The organism is Mesorhizobium sp. C264A (assembly GCF_040324515.1).
Classification (GTDB): Bacteria; Pseudomonadota; Alphaproteobacteria; order Rhizobiales; family Rhizobiaceae; genus Mesorhizobium.
This window is the reverse complement of sequence record NZ_JAMYVY010000002.1, coordinates 1,423,994-1,440,209: the sequence shown is the minus strand read 5'-3', so window position 1 is coordinate 1,440,209 and position 16,216 is coordinate 1,423,994. Positions and strand designations below refer to the sequence as shown.

16 protein-coding genes are annotated in these 16,216 nt (G+C 63.0%); 10 read left to right on the top strand and 6 right to left on the bottom strand.

Annotation, left to right across the window (positions count from 1 at the left end):
- Positions 1-3: 3 nt before the first annotated feature.
- The 3 genes from acnA to NKL04_RS26035 all read left to right on the top strand — a co-directional run bounded on the left by acnA (position 4) and on the right by NKL04_RS26035 (position 4,889).
- Complete coding sequence (acnA, locus tag NKL04_RS26045) at positions 4-2,694, top strand: aconitate hydratase AcnA (protein WP_023745430.1); 2,691 nt, start codon at positions 4-6, stop codon at positions 2,692-2,694.
- A 418-nt stretch (positions 2,695-3,112) separates the two neighbouring features.
- Positions 3,113-3,892 carry a DUF1223 domain-containing protein gene (locus NKL04_RS26040; protein ID WP_023671730.1) on the top strand — a complete coding sequence of 260 codons (780 nt, stop codon included), beginning with the start codon at positions 3,113-3,115 and terminating at the stop codon, positions 3,890-3,892.
- 610 nt (positions 3,893-4,502) lie between these two features.
- On the top strand, positions 4,503-4,889 hold the full coding sequence (locus NKL04_RS26035; RefSeq protein WP_023683844.1) for a DUF2794 domain-containing protein: 387 nt from the start codon (positions 4,503-4,505) through the stop codon (positions 4,887-4,889).
- Positions 4,890-5,009: 120 nt separating this feature from the next.
- Here NKL04_RS26035 and NKL04_RS26030 read toward each other — a convergent pair whose 3' ends face one another.
- The 4 genes from NKL04_RS26030 to NKL04_RS26015 form a co-directional block, all read right to left on the bottom strand.
- Positions 5,010-5,591: a GNAT family N-acetyltransferase gene (locus NKL04_RS26030; protein WP_023698867.1), complete on the bottom strand. Its 582-nt coding sequence runs from the start codon at positions 5,589-5,591 to the stop codon at positions 5,010-5,012.
- Positions 5,592-5,708: 117 nt separating this feature from the next.
- Positions 5,709-6,449 carry a Bax inhibitor-1/YccA family protein gene (locus tag NKL04_RS26025; RefSeq protein ID WP_023702604.1) on the bottom strand — a complete coding sequence of 247 codons (741 nt, stop codon included), beginning with the start codon at positions 6,447-6,449 and terminating at the stop codon, positions 5,709-5,711.
- A gap of 239 nt (positions 6,450-6,688) precedes the next feature.
- On the bottom strand, positions 6,689-9,238 hold the full coding sequence (locus NKL04_RS26020) for an ABC transporter permease (RefSeq protein WP_352724589.1): 2,550 nt from the start codon (positions 9,236-9,238) through the stop codon (positions 6,689-6,691).
- Positions 9,238-9,939 (bottom strand): ABC transporter ATP-binding protein, encoded by a 702-nt coding sequence (locus NKL04_RS26015; protein WP_031209777.1) that lies wholly within the window; start codon positions 9,937-9,939, stop codon positions 9,238-9,240. The genes NKL04_RS26020 and NKL04_RS26015 overlap by 1 nt, the downstream gene beginning before the upstream one ends.
- An 86-nt stretch (positions 9,940-10,025) precedes the next feature.
- On the opposite strand from NKL04_RS26015, the gene NKL04_RS26010 reads away from it, so the two are divergent.
- Both NKL04_RS26010 and thpR read left to right on the top strand, forming a co-directional pair.
- Complete coding sequence (locus tag NKL04_RS26010; protein ID WP_023702600.1) at positions 10,026-10,670, top strand: arylesterase; 645 nt, start codon at positions 10,026-10,028, stop codon at positions 10,668-10,670.
- Between the two features lie 273 nt (positions 10,671-10,943).
- On the top strand, positions 10,944-11,540 hold the full coding sequence (gene thpR, locus NKL04_RS26005; protein WP_023671722.1) for an RNA 2',3'-cyclic phosphodiesterase: 597 nt from the start codon (positions 10,944-10,946) through the stop codon (positions 11,538-11,540).
- Here thpR and NKL04_RS26000 read toward each other — a convergent pair.
- Positions 11,444-11,971, bottom strand: coding sequence for a low molecular weight protein-tyrosine-phosphatase (locus NKL04_RS26000; protein WP_023702599.1), 528 nt, complete (start codon positions 11,969-11,971; stop codon positions 11,444-11,446). The two genes, thpR and NKL04_RS26000, sit on opposite strands and share 97 nt — an antisense overlap.
- A gap of 104 nt (positions 11,972-12,075) precedes the next feature.
- Between NKL04_RS26000 and NKL04_RS25995 the strand changes: the two genes are divergently transcribed.
- From NKL04_RS25995 to NKL04_RS25975, 5 genes are all read left to right on the top strand, one after another.
- Entirely contained in the window at positions 12,076-12,372 is a 297-nt protein-coding gene (locus NKL04_RS25995; protein WP_023671720.1) for a 4a-hydroxytetrahydrobiopterin dehydratase, read from the top strand.
- A gap of 119 nt (positions 12,373-12,491) precedes the next feature.
- Positions 12,492-12,854, top strand: a complete 363-nt coding sequence (locus NKL04_RS25990) for a YkvA family protein (RefSeq protein ID WP_023687669.1) — start codon at positions 12,492-12,494, stop codon at positions 12,852-12,854.
- 314 nt (positions 12,855-13,168) lie between these two features.
- A complete protein-coding gene (locus tag NKL04_RS25985; RefSeq protein WP_023671718.1) occupies positions 13,169-13,672 on the top strand; it encodes an invasion associated locus B family protein in 504 nt (167 codons plus the stop codon).
- 109 nt (positions 13,673-13,781) lie between these two features.
- Positions 13,782-15,014, top strand: a complete 1,233-nt coding sequence (gene rlmN / locus NKL04_RS25980) for a dual-specificity RNA methyltransferase RlmN (RefSeq protein WP_023702598.1) — start codon at positions 13,782-13,784, stop codon at positions 15,012-15,014.
- The gene (locus NKL04_RS25975; protein WP_023702597.1) at positions 15,011-15,484 is read left to right on the top strand and encodes a hypothetical protein; all 474 of its coding nucleotides are present in this window, start codon (positions 15,011-15,013) and stop codon (positions 15,482-15,484) included. Before rlmN ends, NKL04_RS25975 begins: the two co-directional genes overlap by 4 nt.
- Here NKL04_RS25975 and NKL04_RS25970 read toward each other — a convergent pair.
- Positions 15,456-16,097, bottom strand: coding sequence for a LysE family translocator (locus tag NKL04_RS25970; protein ID WP_023702596.1), 642 nt, complete (start codon positions 16,095-16,097; stop codon positions 15,456-15,458). The two genes, NKL04_RS25975 and NKL04_RS25970, sit on opposite strands and share 29 nt — an antisense overlap.
- Positions 16,098-16,216: the final 119 nt, after the last annotated feature.

Here is a 16,216-nt window from a genome sequence, read left to right as displayed (position 1 = left end):
CACGTGTCAAAATCCCTCGACAGTTTCAATTGCCGCCGCACCCTCACCGTGGGTGGCGCGGACTATGTCTATTACAATCTGGTCGAGGCCGAGAGGAACGGCCTCACCGGCATTGCCCAGCTGCCTTATTCGATGAAGGTGCTGCTGGAAAACCTTTTGCGCAATGAAGACGGCCGCTCCGTCACCAAGGACTCTATCCAGGCTGTTGCCGGCTGGCTGACCGACAAGGGCACCGCCGGCGTCGAGATCGCCTATCGCCCCGCGCGTGTCCTGATGCAGGATTTCACCGGCGTCCCGGCGGTGGTCGACTTGGCCGCCATGCGCGACGGCCTCAAGGCGCTCGGCGGCGATCCGCAGAAGATCAATCCGCTGGTGCCGGTCGACCTCGTCATCGACCACTCCGTCATCGTCGACGAATTCGGCACGCCACTGGCCTTTGCCAGGAATGTCGAGCTCGAATATGAGCGCAACGAAGAGCGCTATAAATTCCTGAAATGGGGCCAGCAGGCGTTCCGCAATTTTCGCGTCGTGCCGCCCGGCACCGGCATCTGCCATCAGGTCAACCTCGAATATCTCGGTCAGGTCGTCTGGACCAACACGGAAGACGGCGGAACGACCGCCTATCCCGACACCTGCGTCGGCACCGATTCGCACACCACTATGATCAACGGCCTTGGCGTGCTCGGCTGGGGCGTCGGCGGTATCGAGGCCGAGGCGGCGATGCTCGGCCAGCCGGTTTCCATGCTGTTGCCCGAAGTCATCGGCTTCCGCCTTACCGGCAAGCTCAGGGAGGGCATCACCGCCACCGACCTCGTACTGACCGTCACCCAGATGCTGCGCAAGAAGGGCGTCGTCGGCAAGTTCGTCGAGTTCTTCGGCCCGGGCCTGTCCAACATGACGCTGGCCGACCGCGCCACCATCGGCAACATGGCGCCCGAATATGGCGCCACCTGCGGCTTCTTCCCGGTCGACGGCGAGACCATCCGCTACCTCACAATGTCGGGCCGCGAGGAAAGCCGCATCGCCCTGGTCGAGGCCTATTCCAAGGCGCAAGGCATGTGGCGTGACGCCGGCTCGGCCGACCCTGTCTTCACTGACCTGCTCGAACTCGAGCTCGACAGCGTCGTGCCGTCGATGGCAGGTCCCAAGCGCCCCGAAGGCCGCGTTCCGCTCGAAGGCATTCCGGCCGGCTTCGCAAAGGCGATGGAAACCGAGTACAAGAAGGCTGCCGAAATCCACAAGCGCTATGCCGTCGAAGGCACGGACCATGATCTCGGTCATGGCGATGTCGTCATTGCCGCCATCACGTCCTGCACCAACACCTCCAACCCGAGCGTGCTGATCGGCGCCGGCCTTTTGGCGCGCAACGCCAACCGGCTCGGCCTCAAGCAGAAGCCGTGGGTGAAGACCTCGCTGGCGCCGGGCAGCCAGGTGGTCGCCGAATATCTGGAAAAGTCCGGCCTGCAGAAGGAGCTCGACCAGATCGGCTTCAACCTGGTTGGTTTCGGCTGCACCACCTGCATCGGCAATTCCGGCCCGCTGCCGGCGCCGATCTCCAAGACCATCAACGATAAGGGCCTGATCGCCGCCGCAGTGCTCTCCGGCAACCGCAACTTCGAAGGCCGTGTTTCACCTGACGTGCAGGCGAACTATCTGGCGTCGCCGCCGCTGGTGGTAGCCCATGCTTTGGCCGGCACCGTCACCAAGGACCTGACCACCGAGCCACTCGGCGAAGGCCGCGACGGCAAGCCGGTCTATCTCAGGGATATCTGGCCGAGTTCGGCCGAGATCCAGGAGTTCATCGAGAAGAACGTCACACGTGAGCTATTCGCCCGCAAATATGCCGACGTCTTCAAGGGCGACGAATACTGGCAGAACGTCAAGGCGCCGGAAGGCCAGACCTATGCCTGGGACGACAACTCGACCTATGTGCAGAACCCGCCCTATTTCGCCGGCATGACCTCCGGTTTCGGCAAGATCGGCGACATCAAGGGCGCGCGCGTGCTCGGCCTGTTCGGCGACAAGATCACCACCGATCACATCTCACCGGCGGGTTCGATCAAGGCCGCTTCCCCGGCCGGCAAATACCTCACCGACCATGGCGTCGGCGTTGCCGACTTCAACCAGTACGGCACAAGGCGCGGCAACCATGAGGTGATGATGCGCGGCACCTTCGCCAACATCCGCATCCGCAACCACATGCTGGGCGAGAACGGCCGCGAGGGCGGCTACACCATCCACTACCCGTCGAAGGAAGAGGAATCGATCTACGACGCGGCGATGAGATACAAAAAGGAAGGCGTGCCGCTGGTCATCTTCGCCGGCGTCGAATACGGCAACGGCTCCTCGCGCGACTGGGCAGCTAAAGGAACGAATCTCCTCGGTGTCCGTGCCGTCATCGCCCAGTCCTTCGAGCGCATCCATCGCTCCAACCTAGTCGGCATGGGCGTCATCCCCTTCGTCTTCGAGGAAGGCACCTCATGGGCCTCGCTCAACCTCAAGGGTGACGAGCTGGTCGAGATCGACGGCATAAGCACCATCAAGCCACGCCAGACGATGATCGCCAAGGTGACCTATGGCGACGGCACCGTGAAGAACGTGCCGATCATCTGCCGCATCGATACGCTGGACGAACTCGACTACTTCAAGAATGGCGGCATTTTGCAATACGTGCTGCGCGATCTGGCCGCGTAGCGGCCAGGGCTTAGGCAGTAGGGATTGGGCGGTAGCGGGGAACGACATCCCCTACTCCCTACCCTACTCCCTACCCTACTCCCTACCCTACTCCCTACCCTACTCCCTACTCCCTACTCCCTACTCCCTACTCCCTACTCCCTACTCCCAGTCTTTCCAAAGCATTGCCCGACCCGATCGAAGCCCCGCCCTGTACGACAGGAGTAAAAACCGGCTGGGCTCAGCAAGATCTGCCCCACGCTCCTGATGCCATGCTCCCGATCGAACCGGGCGGTGAAGTGCTCCCCCTGTGATGCCATACCCATGGTTGCGGCAGCAAAAATTTCACCGCAACGTGACTTCCCGTTGACTGTCGCTTCTGCCACAAATCTGGGCAACCAGAACAAGGCCGGCGTCACCGGCGGGAATCGGAACGATCATGGCACCTCGACAACCTCTGCGGCTTGCGGCTTTTGCGCTGGCCTTCTCGGCGCTTGCCGGGACCGGGTTCGCCGAGGAATCGGGAACGACCCAGACCGACAAACCGCAGATTGACAGGCCCTTGGGCGTGGTCGAGCTGTTCACCAGCCAGGGCTGCAATTCCTGCCCGCCGGCGGACGCTTTCTTTGCCGAGCTGGCGGCCAAGGACAACGTCGTCGCGCTCGCCTACCACGTCAATTACTGGGACTATCTCGGCTGGCAGGACACGCTGAGCAGCAAGGACAATACCGACCGGCAATATGACTATATGCGCGCCTTCGGCACCCGCTCCGTCTACACGCCGCAAGCCGTCATCAATGGTCGCAGCCATGTCAACGGCGCCAGCCGCAAGGAGGTCGACGGCGCGCTTGCCCGCATGGAGAAATCCGGTGAAGGCATGCGGGTCAGCGTCAAGGTCAGCCGCACCAGCGATCGCGTCATGATCGATGCCGGCGACGCCGGTAGCGGCCCGAGCGACGCCCATGTCGTCATCGTCTATTTCGAACCACCGCAGACGGTGACCATCGCCAAGGGCGAGAACACCGGCCGCAGCATGACCTACTGGAACGCCGTCACCGGCATCCAGACCGCCGGCATGTGGCACGGCAAGGCGCAGCGCTACGAATTGCCGATGACCGAGATCGCCAAGAAAGGCGGCTGCGCCGTGCTGCTGCAATCGGTTGGCAAGGACGGCCTGCCGGGGCCAATTCTGGGCGCGGCGTTTATTCACAAGCCTTAAGAGGCTGGTCCATACCTTTTGATATCGGCGGGACAGCACCCCCCTCTGGCCTGCCGGCCATCTCCCCCGCAAGGAGGGAGATTGGCAGCTTCGCCACATCCGCCATCCTGTCCCACGTTTGAGATTGGCGAAAGCAAACGCGAAATCTGATCTCCACCCTTGCGGGGAGATGTCCGGCAGGACAGAGGGGGGTGTGAAGGATCACGACGACAAGTGTCTGGCGCCGCCCAACAAAAAAACCGACGTCAGCTTGCTTCTGACGTCGGTCATTTAGGCTTTGGGATCGTCGCACCCGGTCTCTCCCTGAGGAAAGTCCGAGGTTGGTTCGATCCGACGCAGACCCGTGGGCGGGGGGCTTGGGGTTTACGAGCCGGTGCCGGACCGAACCGTCTCAGGCAACGCCGGTAAATTCGTCGGACATTGGGGCATGAGCGCGGATAAAAAAGGGCGGAAATGTGGCGAGGCATCACCAATTCAAACACCGCGTTTTATAAAAGTGACTGGACGTTGCGAAAACAGCGCGGTCCCGGGATGGTTAGCCGGGCCTTGCAATTCCACGGCGAACACGCCAACTTCTGCAAGCGAGATTCATTTTCAAAGGGATCGCGGGATGACCGATCGCAGCGGTGGGACGGAGGATGGGGACGCATCCGCAATATTGATCCCGCTGCACGAGGCGCGACGCGAACGCCTCGACCAGCCGGTCCGTTTCGACCGGCGTGAGCTCGATGAGATCCTGAGGCTGTACGGACGCATGGTCGCCGCCAACGAATGGCGCGACTATGCCATCGATCATCTGTCTGATCGGGCTGTGTTTTCAGTCTTCCGCCGGGCCAGCGAAGTGCCGCTGTTCCAGATCGTCAAGGATCCGAAACTGGCGCGCCGGCAAGGCGCGTTCGCCGTCATCGCCGCCGGCGGCCGAATCCTCAAGCGCGGCCAGGAACTCGGTCGCGTGCTCAACGTCTTCGATGCTAAGCTGAAGATTGTCCAGGCCTAATTGAGAATTGGGGAATTGAAGAATTGAAGAATTGAAGAATTGAAAAAAGAGGATGTAACGGTCGAAATACCGCCGGGTTTGTTGCTATTCAAATCCTCAATTCTTCAGTTCTTCAACTCCTCAATTCCCGCTCCTCAGGCTCTCACGAAACTTCCGCTCCGGCAGCGAATGCGGATCGGGCGGAACCGTTGCGCCGCCATTCAGCGACAGCTGCATGAACACCGTGTCAAGCCAGCGCCCATGCTTGTAGCCGGAGCCTTCCAGGCGACCGGAATGGCGAAAGCCGAGCTTTTCATGCAGCCGCACCGAGGCGCTGTCTGCATGGCCGTCACCGATCACCGCGACGATCTGGCGAAAGCCCGCCATACGGCAGGCTTCAATCAGCGCCTGCATCAGCAGCAGCCCGACGCCCTGGCCCTTCGCATCAGGCGCGACATAGACGGAATCCTCTACGATGAAGCGGTAGGCCGGGCGCGGCCGGAACGCGCCGGCATAGGCGTAGCCGAGCAGCGCGCCATCTCGTTCCGCCACCAGATAGGGAAAGCCCCCCGCCGTCAGGCTGTCGAAGCGCCCACCCATCTCAGTGCGGCTGGGCGGCTCGAGCTCATAGCTCGCGGTGCCATGCGTCACGGCATCGCCGTAGATCTCGGTGATTCGGCCGAGGTCGCCTTCCAAGGCCGCGCGGATGGAAATAGTGCTCATGATTTATGCAGACGATTCATCTGCCTCCATGACAGCAAAGGCCGGCACAAAAGAAAAGGGCGGCCGTTGGCCGCCCTCTTGATATCAGCTGGTCCAGTTGCCTGATGGGAAGACCGCCTAGCGGCGATCGCCCATGAACTGCAGCAGGAACATGAACAGGTTGATGAAGTCGAGATATAGCCTCAACGCGCCCATGATCGCCTTGCGGCCGGCAACGTCGGCCTGATCGCCTTCGTAGTACATTTCCTTGATGGTCTGCGTGTCATAGGCGGTGAGCCCGGCGAAGATCAGCACGCCGATCGCCGAGATGGCGAAGCCGAGCGCCGACGACTGCAGGAAGATGTTGATCAGCATGGCGATCACCAGGCCGACCACGCCCATGACCAGGAACGAGCCGAACGCCGAAAGGTCGCGCTTGGTCGTGTAGCCGTAGAGCGACAGCGCGCCGAAGGCGGCCGCCGTGGCAAAGAAGGTCTGAGTGATCGAGGCGCCGGTGTAGACCAGGAAGATGGTCGACAGCGACAGGCCGACCAGGCACGAATAGACCCAGAAGGTGGTTTGCGCCGCGGCCACGCTCATCGACTGGATCCTGAACGACAGGAAGAAGACGGCGGCGAGCGGAGCCAGGATGACCACCCAGCGGAAGGCGCTGGCATAGATCAGCGTGCCGAAAGCGGTCAGCTGTCCGTCGCCGGTGACGGCGAGCTGGAAAGCGCCCCAGGCGGCGACGCCGGTGATGAGGAGGCCAAGCCCCATCAAATTGTAGACCTTGAGCATGTAAGTGCGCAGGCCTTGGTCGATGTCGGCGCGCGCGCCCGGCACGGCCGAAGTCTGGTAGTTGCGAATGGGCTCAGCCATTGGAATCCTCTGTTGCTTCTGCCCCGTACGGTGTCAGGCCCTTTCGGACCTGGGCGCCGCTGGCGGGGCTCCAGCATGCCTGTGGCGAAATATGATGGTTCTTGACGTCAAGAACAAGACCGTAACGGGCTGCAACGCTTGGTGAATCTCCGGAAGCCGGTTTTCTTGGGCTTCCATGACTGCACATTACCAAGATTTAATCGGAAACGGCAGATTCGGCCAACCTTGCCGTTTTGGGCCTAGAGGTCGCGCAGCACCGGCGCCGCCTTGTGCCCGAGCACCCGCCAGGTGCCGGCAAGGCCGATGCCGACCGTGATCACCAGCGCAAACACCAAGGTCGCCACTGCCACCTCCGGCATGAAATGCGACGGCAACGTCATGATGCGGGCAACGATGTACCAGGCGGCGATGCCGCCGGCAGCCAACGCAAACACCGCGGTGGCCAGGCCGATCAGCATGTATTCCAGCGAAAACGCCGCGATCAGCGTGCGCCTCGTGGCGCCCAACGTCTTCAGCACCACGGCATCGTGGATGCGGGCGCGATTTCCCGCGGCGAGCGCGCCGGCCAGCACCAGCACCGAAGCGATCATCGCCACGCCGGCCGCGGCCCGGATCGCCGTGCCGAGCTGGCCGACCAGCCGGTTGACGACGTCGAGCGCGTCCTTGACCCGAACTGTCGTCACCGCCGGGAAGGCGCGGGTGACGGCGTTGAGCAGGCGGGCATCCTCTGCTGCCGTGGCATCCTTTTCGGTCAGCGTCGCCAGCCAGCCATGGGGCGCGCCTGCAAAAGTGTTGGGCGAGAACACCATGACGAAGTTGATGCCCATCGTCTCCCATTGCACCTCTCGGAAATTGGCGATCCTGGCCGTCACATTGCGTCCGAGCACATTGACGGTGACGGTATCGCCGAGCTTCAGGCCGAGCGCCTTGCCTTCATCGTTGGAGAACGAGACCAGCGGTTCGCCGCTGTAGTTCTCCGGCCACCAGCTGCCCTCGGTCAATGTCGCATTGGCCGGTTGTTTGGCGTCGTAGGTCAGGCCGCGATCGCCGCGCAGCACCCAGGCGCCTTCCGATGGCACATTGGCCTTGTCGACACTAACGCCGTTCAGCGCCATCACCCGGCCGCGCAGCATCGGCACCTTGACCAGCGTTCCCTTCGGCGCCTCATTGCCGATCAATGTCGAGAAGGCATCGACCTCGCTATTCTGGATGTCGACGAAGAAGAAATTCGGCGCCCGTTCCGGCAGACTGCCGGAGATCTGCTGCCTGAGATTGCCGTCGATCAGCGCCAGCGTCACCAAAAGCGTCAGCCCGAGGCCCAGCGACAGCACGACGGACGGCGTCAGCGCGCCGGGCCGGTGGATGTTGCCGATGGCGAGCCTGAGCGCGACCGAGCGCACACGCGGGCTTTTGCGCGCCACCCACTGCACCAGCGCACCGACCAGGCGCAACACCAGAAAGGCAAAGACCGTCGCGCCGACGAAGATCAAGGCGATGCGCCGGTCGCCGGAAAACAGGATGGCGAGCGCCGCCAAAGCGACCGCGATGCCGACCGCCGTGGCAAGATAGGGCAGGCGTGGAAAGCCGCGGCCCTCAAAACCCATTTCGCGAAACAGCGCGGTCGCCGGCACATCGCGGGCGCGGCCGAGCGGCAACAGCGCGAAGGCAAGCGTCACCAGCAGCCCGAACAGCGCGGCAAGAGCCAGCGCACCGGGATAGAAGCCGCCTTTAGCCGGCACCGGAATGACCGACTGGAGCGCAGCGCTGGCAGCAAACGGCATGGCGGCGCCGAGGATGAGGCCAAGCGCGATGCCGAGGCCGGCGATCATCAGGATCTGCACGAGATAGACGGTGAAGACGAAGCCGCCCGAGGCGCCAAGGCTCTTGAAGGTGGCGATGACGCCGCGCTTGCCGTCGAGATAGGCGCGCACCGCATTGGCAACGCCGACGCCACCGACGACCAGCGCCGTCAGCCCGACCAGCGTGAGGAATTGCGAGAAGCGCTCGATGTTGGCCGACAGCGCCGGCGCCGCATTGGAACGCGTGCGGATCGACCAGCCGGCTTCAGGGAAATCGCTCGCCGCCCGATCTTGGATGGTCTTGAGATCGGCCTCGCTGGCGCCGGCCGGCAGCCGAACCTTGTAGGCATTCTCGACCAGGCTGCCTGGCTGGATCAGGCCGGACGCGGCAAGCCCCGCGGTCGAGACCATCAGCCGCGGCGCGAAGCCGAAACCGTCCGACACCGCATCCGGTTCGCTCACCAGCCTGGCCCGCAATTCGAATGTCGCGCTGCCGACCTTCAGCCGGTCACCGATCTTCACATTCAGCCGGTCGAACAACAGGTCGGGCGCGGCGGCGCCAAAGACGCCTGATTTCTCGCCGAACAAATCCTTTCTGCCAAGCTGCGGCGCGGTCTCGATCGCGCCATAGAGCGGATAGACGTCGTCGACGGCCTTGGCCTCGACCAGCGCCTGGTCGGAGCCGTCTTCCAGCCGCGCCATCGAGCGCATATTGGCGCTGTGCGACACAGTGCCGAGGCGGTCGAGGAAGGTGCTTTCGGCTGGCGTCGCATCGCGCTGGTTGAGCTGGAAGCGCAAGTCGCCGCCAAGCAGCGTCTGGCCCTGGTCGGCAACGCCTGCGGTGATCGCCTGCGCCACCGAATTGACCCCGCCGATTGCAGCGACGCCGAGCGCGATGCAGGCAAGGAAGATCATGAAGCCGGACAGTCCGCCGCGCATCTCGCGCAGCGAAAAGCGGAACGCGAGCTTCAGCGTCTGCGACAGTGGCATCAGGCCGGCACCTTGACCTGCGCTACCGGCGCATCCTCGATGCGGCCGGAGCGCATCGACACCTGGCGCGAGCAGCGCGCCGCAAGGGCCGGATCGTGCGTGACCAGCACCAAGGTCATGCCGCGCTCGGCCGCCTTGGCGAACAAAAGGTCGGCGACCTGCCGCCCCGTCGCCTGGTCGAGATTGCCGGTCGGCTCGTCGGCAATCAGAATGCGCGGCGACGGCGCCAGCGCGCGGGCGATCGCCACGCGCTGCTGTTCGCCGCCGGAGAGTTCGCCGGGATAGTGGGTGACGCGATCGCTCAAGCCGACGGCCGCCAACTCCCGCGCGGCGACGCCGAACGGATCGGCATGGCCGGCCAGTTCCAGCGGCACCGCGACATTTTCGAGCGCCGTCATGTTGGGAATGAGATGGAAGGACTGAAAGACGATGCCTATGTTTCGGCCCCGAAACGAGGCGATCTGGTCCTCGCTTTTGCCGTTCAGCAATTCGCCGGCGATCCGCACCGTCCCCGAATCGACCTGCTCCAGCCCGGCCAGCACCATCAGCAAGGTCGACTTGCCGGAACCCGAAGGGCCGACAATGCCGGTCGCCTCGCCGCGCGTCACGTCAAGGCTGACGCCTTTCAGCACATGCACGGACGAAGCCCCTTGGCCCAGGGTCAGGGATATGTCTTTAAGCGCGATGACGGCTTCTGTCACAATTAAAGCGTCCTATATCAGGATGAAGGCTCTGCTTGCCGGAAGCCGTCGCCGGAAGAATTCCTCGGGTATATGGGGGCTGCCACATGTCTTTCAAACGCTTGAATGCCGCAGGGCTCGTCCTTTTCGTCACCCTTTGCGGCGCCATTTCGTCTGTGCGCGCCGAGACGTTCACCATCGTCGGCTTCGGCGACAGCCTGATGGCCGGTTTCGGCCTCGGGCCTGGCGATGGCTTTACCGACAAATTGCAAGCTGCGCTGCGCGCCAAAGGCCATGACGTCACCGTCGCCAACGCCGGCGTTTCAGGCGACACCTCGAGCGGCGGCTTGGCGCGGCTTGACTGGTCGGTGCCGGATGGGACAAGGCTGGTTATCCTCGAACTCGGCGCCAACGACATGCTGCGCGGCGTCTCGCCCAGCATTACGGAAAAGAACCTGGACGACATGCTGGCGAAGCTGAAAGCGCGCAAGATCGCGGTGCTTTTGGCCGGCATGCGCGCCGCTCCCAATCTCGGCGCCGACTACCAGAACGCCTTCGATGCGATCTACCCAAAGCTGGCCGCGAAATACGATGTGCCGCTCTATCCGTTTTTTCTCGATGGCGTCGCCGGGCAGTCCGGCCTGCAGTTGGAGGATGGCCTGCATCCCAATCCGAAGGGCATCGCAGCGATGGTCGAGCGCATCATGCCCGCCGTGGAGAAGGCGATTGCGGCAGTTGAGGGTGGCGGTTGAACGCCGGTCTGACGAGAATAACGCGGCGTTCGCCTCGCGCGAACTTTGAAACAAAAGACCGGGCTGCCGATGACCCGAGTCATCCATGCTGCGCTCGAAGAGCATATGCAGCATCTGGGTAATGCAAGCGCCGAGGCGGCACGGCAATAGTGCTTACTCATCGCTTGGAGGCGCCTGTTCGTAAAAATGCCTGCAACCAACAAACCACTTGCCCCGTTTGACTATCGATGATTCGCTAGGGGCACAGTTCGATTCGAGGAAGGGAGGCTCACCATGCCGCGTCTTTTCACCGCCCTCGAAATACCCCGTGACGCCGCTCTTTCGCTGTCCCTGCTCAGGGGCGGCCTGCCCGGAGCCCGCTGGATCGATGTCGAAAACTACCATCTGACGCTGCGCTTCATCGGCGACGTCGAAGGCCATATCGCCGACGAAATCGCCAACGCGCTCGACCGGGTGCACCGCCCATCCTTCTCGCTCACCCTGTCCGGAGTTGGCGCTTTCGGCCAGAAGAAGCCGCACGCCGTCTGGGCCGGCGTCTTCGCCTCGCCCGACCTTTCGGCGCTGCAGAGCGAAATCGACCGCATCTGCCAGCGGCTCGGCCTGCCCGCCGACCCGCGCAAGTTCACCCCGCATGTTACGCTGGCACGCTTGCGCAATTCGAGCCCGCTCGACGTCGCCCAGTACCTGTCGGCGCGCGGCAATTTTGCGACGCTACCGTTTCGCGTCGGCCGCTTCGTGCTGATGTCGTCGCGCGATTCGGTCGGCGGCGGTCCCTACATTGTCGAGGAGGCGTGGCCGCTCTCCGGCGTCGACGCCCGCGCCACCAATCTCGTCGCCAGCGCCTCCGACGCTTCGCGGATCATGCGGTAGACCGAAGCGAACGCTTCGGCCCCGTCATAATAGGGATCCGGCACGTCGCGGGTTTTGCCCTGCGCAAACTCTGCCAAGAGATGAATACGTTCCCGCGCACCGGCCGGCGCCAACGCCTTGAGGTCGCGGACATTTTGCCGATCCATGCCGAGGATCAGGTCGAAGCGCGAAAAATCCTCCGGCCTGACCTTGCGTGCCCGCTGCCCTGATATGTCGAGGCCGTGGCGGGCCGCAATCGCGATCGAGCGCGGGTCGGGCGCTTCGCCGAGGTTCCAGCCGCCGGTCGCCGCAGAGTCCAGCACGATGTCGTCCAGCACCATGTCGCGGCCGCGTTCCGCCAGCACGGCGCGGAACACGCCTTCGGCCAGGGGTGAGCGGCAGATGTTGCCGAGGCAGACGAAGAGTATGGAATTTATCGGCTTTACGCTCATTCGATATGCGCCGTTCGTGCATTTGGAAGCCCAAAACGCAAAGGACTTTTGGGCGACTTGCATTATGGTGAGGGTCGATATCTGGGATAGCACGGGAAATCATCATGACGAGAGAGAAACTCAGCAAGGACGCCATCGCCGCCGCACTGGCCGAACTGGCCGGCTGGTCGCAGGCAGCCGATGGCGCCTCCATCAAGCGCAGCTTCGACTTCAAGAATTTTTCCGAAGCCTTCGCCTTCATGACCCGCGTCGCGCTGGCCGCCGAGAAGATGGACCATCATCCCGACTGGTCGAACGTCTACAAGACTGTCGACGTGACGCTCAACACCCATGATGCCGGTGGTGTCACTGCGCTCGACATCGCGCTGGCCAAGAAGATGAATGGGTATGCTGGCGGCTGAACGCTGGGGCGGCAACGCCAAATCGGCGCCATCCTCTTGCAGTGGACCGGGACTTTCACCACATTTTCCGTGGCGGCCGCGCGCAACGCGTAGCGCGACGGCCGGCAAGGAGAGGATTGATGGCGCAGCAGCCCGGTTTTGATTTCTTCGGCTTCGGCAGCAAGCTCGGCGACGAGAGTGAAGTGCGCGCCAAATTCTGGCGCACGGCCAAGAAGGCCGCCCGGCAGATTCCGTTCATGGAAGAGGTCGTCGCCGGCTATTATTGCGCGCTCGACAGGAAGACGCCTTTGCGTGCCAAGGGCATATTGCTGGCAGCGCTTGGCTATTTCGTGCTGCCGGTCGACGTCATACCCGATTTCGTCTTCGGCCTCGGCTTCACCGACGACATCGCCGTGCTGACCGCCGCGATCTCCGCGGTAAGCGCCCATATCACCCCTGCGCACCGCAAGGCCGCCAAGGAGGCGATCGCCGACAAGAGCTGAATCGGCGTCGCGTTGGCAACTTGGTTCAGAAGAAATCCTCCGCTCAAACAGGACGATAGCGGCTTGGCTTCGGGTTCCGCTGCGGCCGTTGGAAAAGTCAAACTCTTGCCGCTTTCGTGGCCTCCAAGTCGCCGCAGGGACATTGCGAAAGCCGTTTTTTCAAGAAGCGGCGCGGAAATGGCGGTGGTTTCCATGGGTGAATGTCCTTTTCCGAGGGAAATTCACCGTTTGGTAACCCAGATTAAATCAAAATGAAGCGACGGGCAGGACGCCAAGCCGGCCTGCCCCGCACCATTTGGAATACGGGAAAAGCGATGCGCGGATTGATTGCACTAGTCTCGAGCCTGGTCCTGGTGGCTTTTGCCGCGCCGGCGCTGGCGCAGCAGGCGACCAAGATCGGCCAGCACAATGCCTGGGGCACCTACAGCTACCAGGCGCAGGGCGGCAAGGTCTGCTATGTGCTCACCGTGCCGACCGACAAGCAGCCGCCGACGCTCGATCACGGCGACATGTTCTTCTTCGTCAGCCAGCGGCCGGGCCAGCAAGTGTCCTACGAGCCGCAATTCATCGCCGGCTACACATTCCAGGAAGGCTCCAAGGCCACCGTCACCATCGACAAGAAGACGTTCTCGATGTTCACCCGCGGCAAGTCGGCCTGGGTCGAGAACGCCGCCGAAGAGCCTGTGCTGATCGCCGCCATGAAGACCGGCACCGACATGAAGGTCTCGGCGAAGTCTGGCCGCGGCAATCCGACGACCTATGTGTTTTCGCTGAAAGGCATCTCGGCCGCGCTGACGTCGATCGCCAAGTGCAAGTAGGCTAGCGCGGTTCCCGCCGCATGACTCTCGCCGCAACCTGTGCTATGCGCCGCGCTTCTTTCGGCACGATGGATGAAATCGGCCGCAATTCGCTTATATTGGCGCTGATATGACCCTTTCCTTCGATCTCACCAATGAGGGCGCACGCGACGCGTTGCGCACTCGCGCCACGCCCGAGAAGCCGTCGCTGATCGGCCTGACCCGGACCGAGCTCGGCGAGGCCCTCATCAGTGCCGGCATCGTGCCCGAGCGCCAGGCGAAAATGCGCGCCCAACAGCTCTGGCACTGGATGTATGTGCGCGGCGTCTCCGATTTTGCCGGCATGTTCAACATCTCCAAGGATCTGCGCGCCGAACTCGACAAGCATTTTACCGTCGCCCGGCCCGAAATCGTCGAGGAGCAGATTTCCTCCGACGGCACGCGCAAATGGCTGTTCCGCTTTCCGCCGCGCGGCGCCGGCCGTCCCGTCGAGATCGAGACCGTCTACATCCCCGAGGAAGGCCGCGGCACGCTATGCATCTCATCGCAGGTCGGCTGCACGCTGACCTGCTCGTTCTGCCACACCGGCACGCAGAAGCTGGTGCGCAATTTGACGGCGGAAGAGATCCTGGCGCAATTGCTCACCGCCCGCGACCGGCTGGGTGACTTCCCCGACCGCGACACACCCGACGGCGCCATCGTCCCGGCCGAGGGCCGCAAAGTTTCCAACGTCGTCATGATGGGCATGGGCGAGCCGCTCTACAATTTTGAAGCCGTGAAGAAGGCGCTGCTGATCGCCTCCGACGGTGATGGGCTTTCGCTGTCGAAGCGCCGCATCACGCTGTCGACCTCCGGCGTCGTGCCCGAGATCTTCCGCGCCGGCGAGGAGATAGGGGTCATGCTGGCGATCTCGCTGCACGCCACCAATGACGATCTGCGCGACCTGCTTGTGCCGATCAACAAGAAGTATCCGCTGAAGGAACTGATCGAGGCCTGCCGCGCCTATCCCGGCCTGTCCAACGCCAAGCGCATCACCTTCGAATATGTGATGCTGAAGGACGTCAACGATTCCATCGAGGACGCCAAGGGGCTGATCAAGCTGCTCAAAGGCATTCCAGCCAAGATCAATCTGATCCCGTTCAACCCGTGGCCGGGCACCAACTATCAGTGCTCGGACTGGGAGACGATCGAGAAGTTTGCCGACTACATCAACAATGCCGGCTATGCCTCGCCGATCCGCACGCCGCGCGGCCGCGACATCCTGGCCGCCTGCGGGCAGCTCAAATCGGACTCCGAACGCATGCGCAAGGTCGACCGCCTGGCACTTGAAGCCATGATGATTGCGGGGCACGGCGAGGCGTGAGCCGCCTCATCGCCTATATCGTCCGCTTCGCCGCGATCCTGTTCGGCTATGTCGTCGCCTCGCTGGCGGCGAGCGCCTTTCTCAACGTCCTGTTCCTGGCTTCGCCCGGCTACGCGCCGGAACATGCGCACCCGACGGCGACGGCTTCGCTTTATTTTTCAATCCCCTTCGTGGCGCTGTTCGTCGCCTATTTTGCTTTCATGCCGGCAGCCATCGTCATCCTGATCTCGGAGATACTCAGCCGCCGCGACTGGCTGTTCTATGCGCTTGCGGGCGGCATCGTGGCCGCGGTGTTCCTCGGCTTCGTCCACCAGAATGCCGACATCAATTTCGACGTCACTGAGCCCCGCGCCATCGCCGCCGTGATCGGCTGCGGCATGGTCGGTGGCATCTTCTACTGGCTCGCCGCCGGCCGGTGGGCCGGAAACTGGTGGCAGGCCGCTACTTCGCCTGAGCGGTCAGTATCTTGAGCGCGAAGGCTGAAAACACCCCGGCAAAGAGGTAGTCGACCACCCGCGTCACCCGCGGGCTGGCCTTCATCGCCGCCGAGAACCTTTCCGCGGCAAACACCATCGGCGCCGTGACCGGGATCGACAGCACGATGAACATGAGGCCGAGGAAGAACAGTTTTCCCGGTGCGTTCGGATCGTGAGCGGAGACGAACTGCGGCAAAAACGTCATGAAAAACAGGATGATCTTCGGGTTGAGCAGGTTGACGCCGAGCCCGGCGGCCCAGCTGCGGAACAGCGAAATCTCAGGCCCGCTCTTCTTCTGCGGCGAAAAAGCCGAACCCTTGGTAATCGCCTGCCAGGCCAGGAACACCAGATAGGCGGCGCCGAAGATTTTCAGCACCAGGAAGGCCATCGGCGAGGCGACGATCAGCGCCGAGATGCCGACCGCCACCAAAGTTGTGTGGATCAGCGTGCCGCACAGCGCCCCGGCCAGCGAGGCAAAGCCGGCGGCGCGGCCCTGGCTCAGCGTGCGCGAGACGAAAAGCGTCATATCAGGCCCCGGCGTGATCGCCAGGATCATGGTGGCGACGGCGAACTGGATCAGCGTCGTGGTGTCGGGAATGAAGGACATCGGCGGCCCCTGGCGAATGATCGTCGGTCTATAACGCAGCCTCCCCGCTCACGCCAGCAACTGACTGGCGTGGGCATCTGGTCCAGCGGCTGCGGCGGCCGGCGCCCGTTCATCCCTTG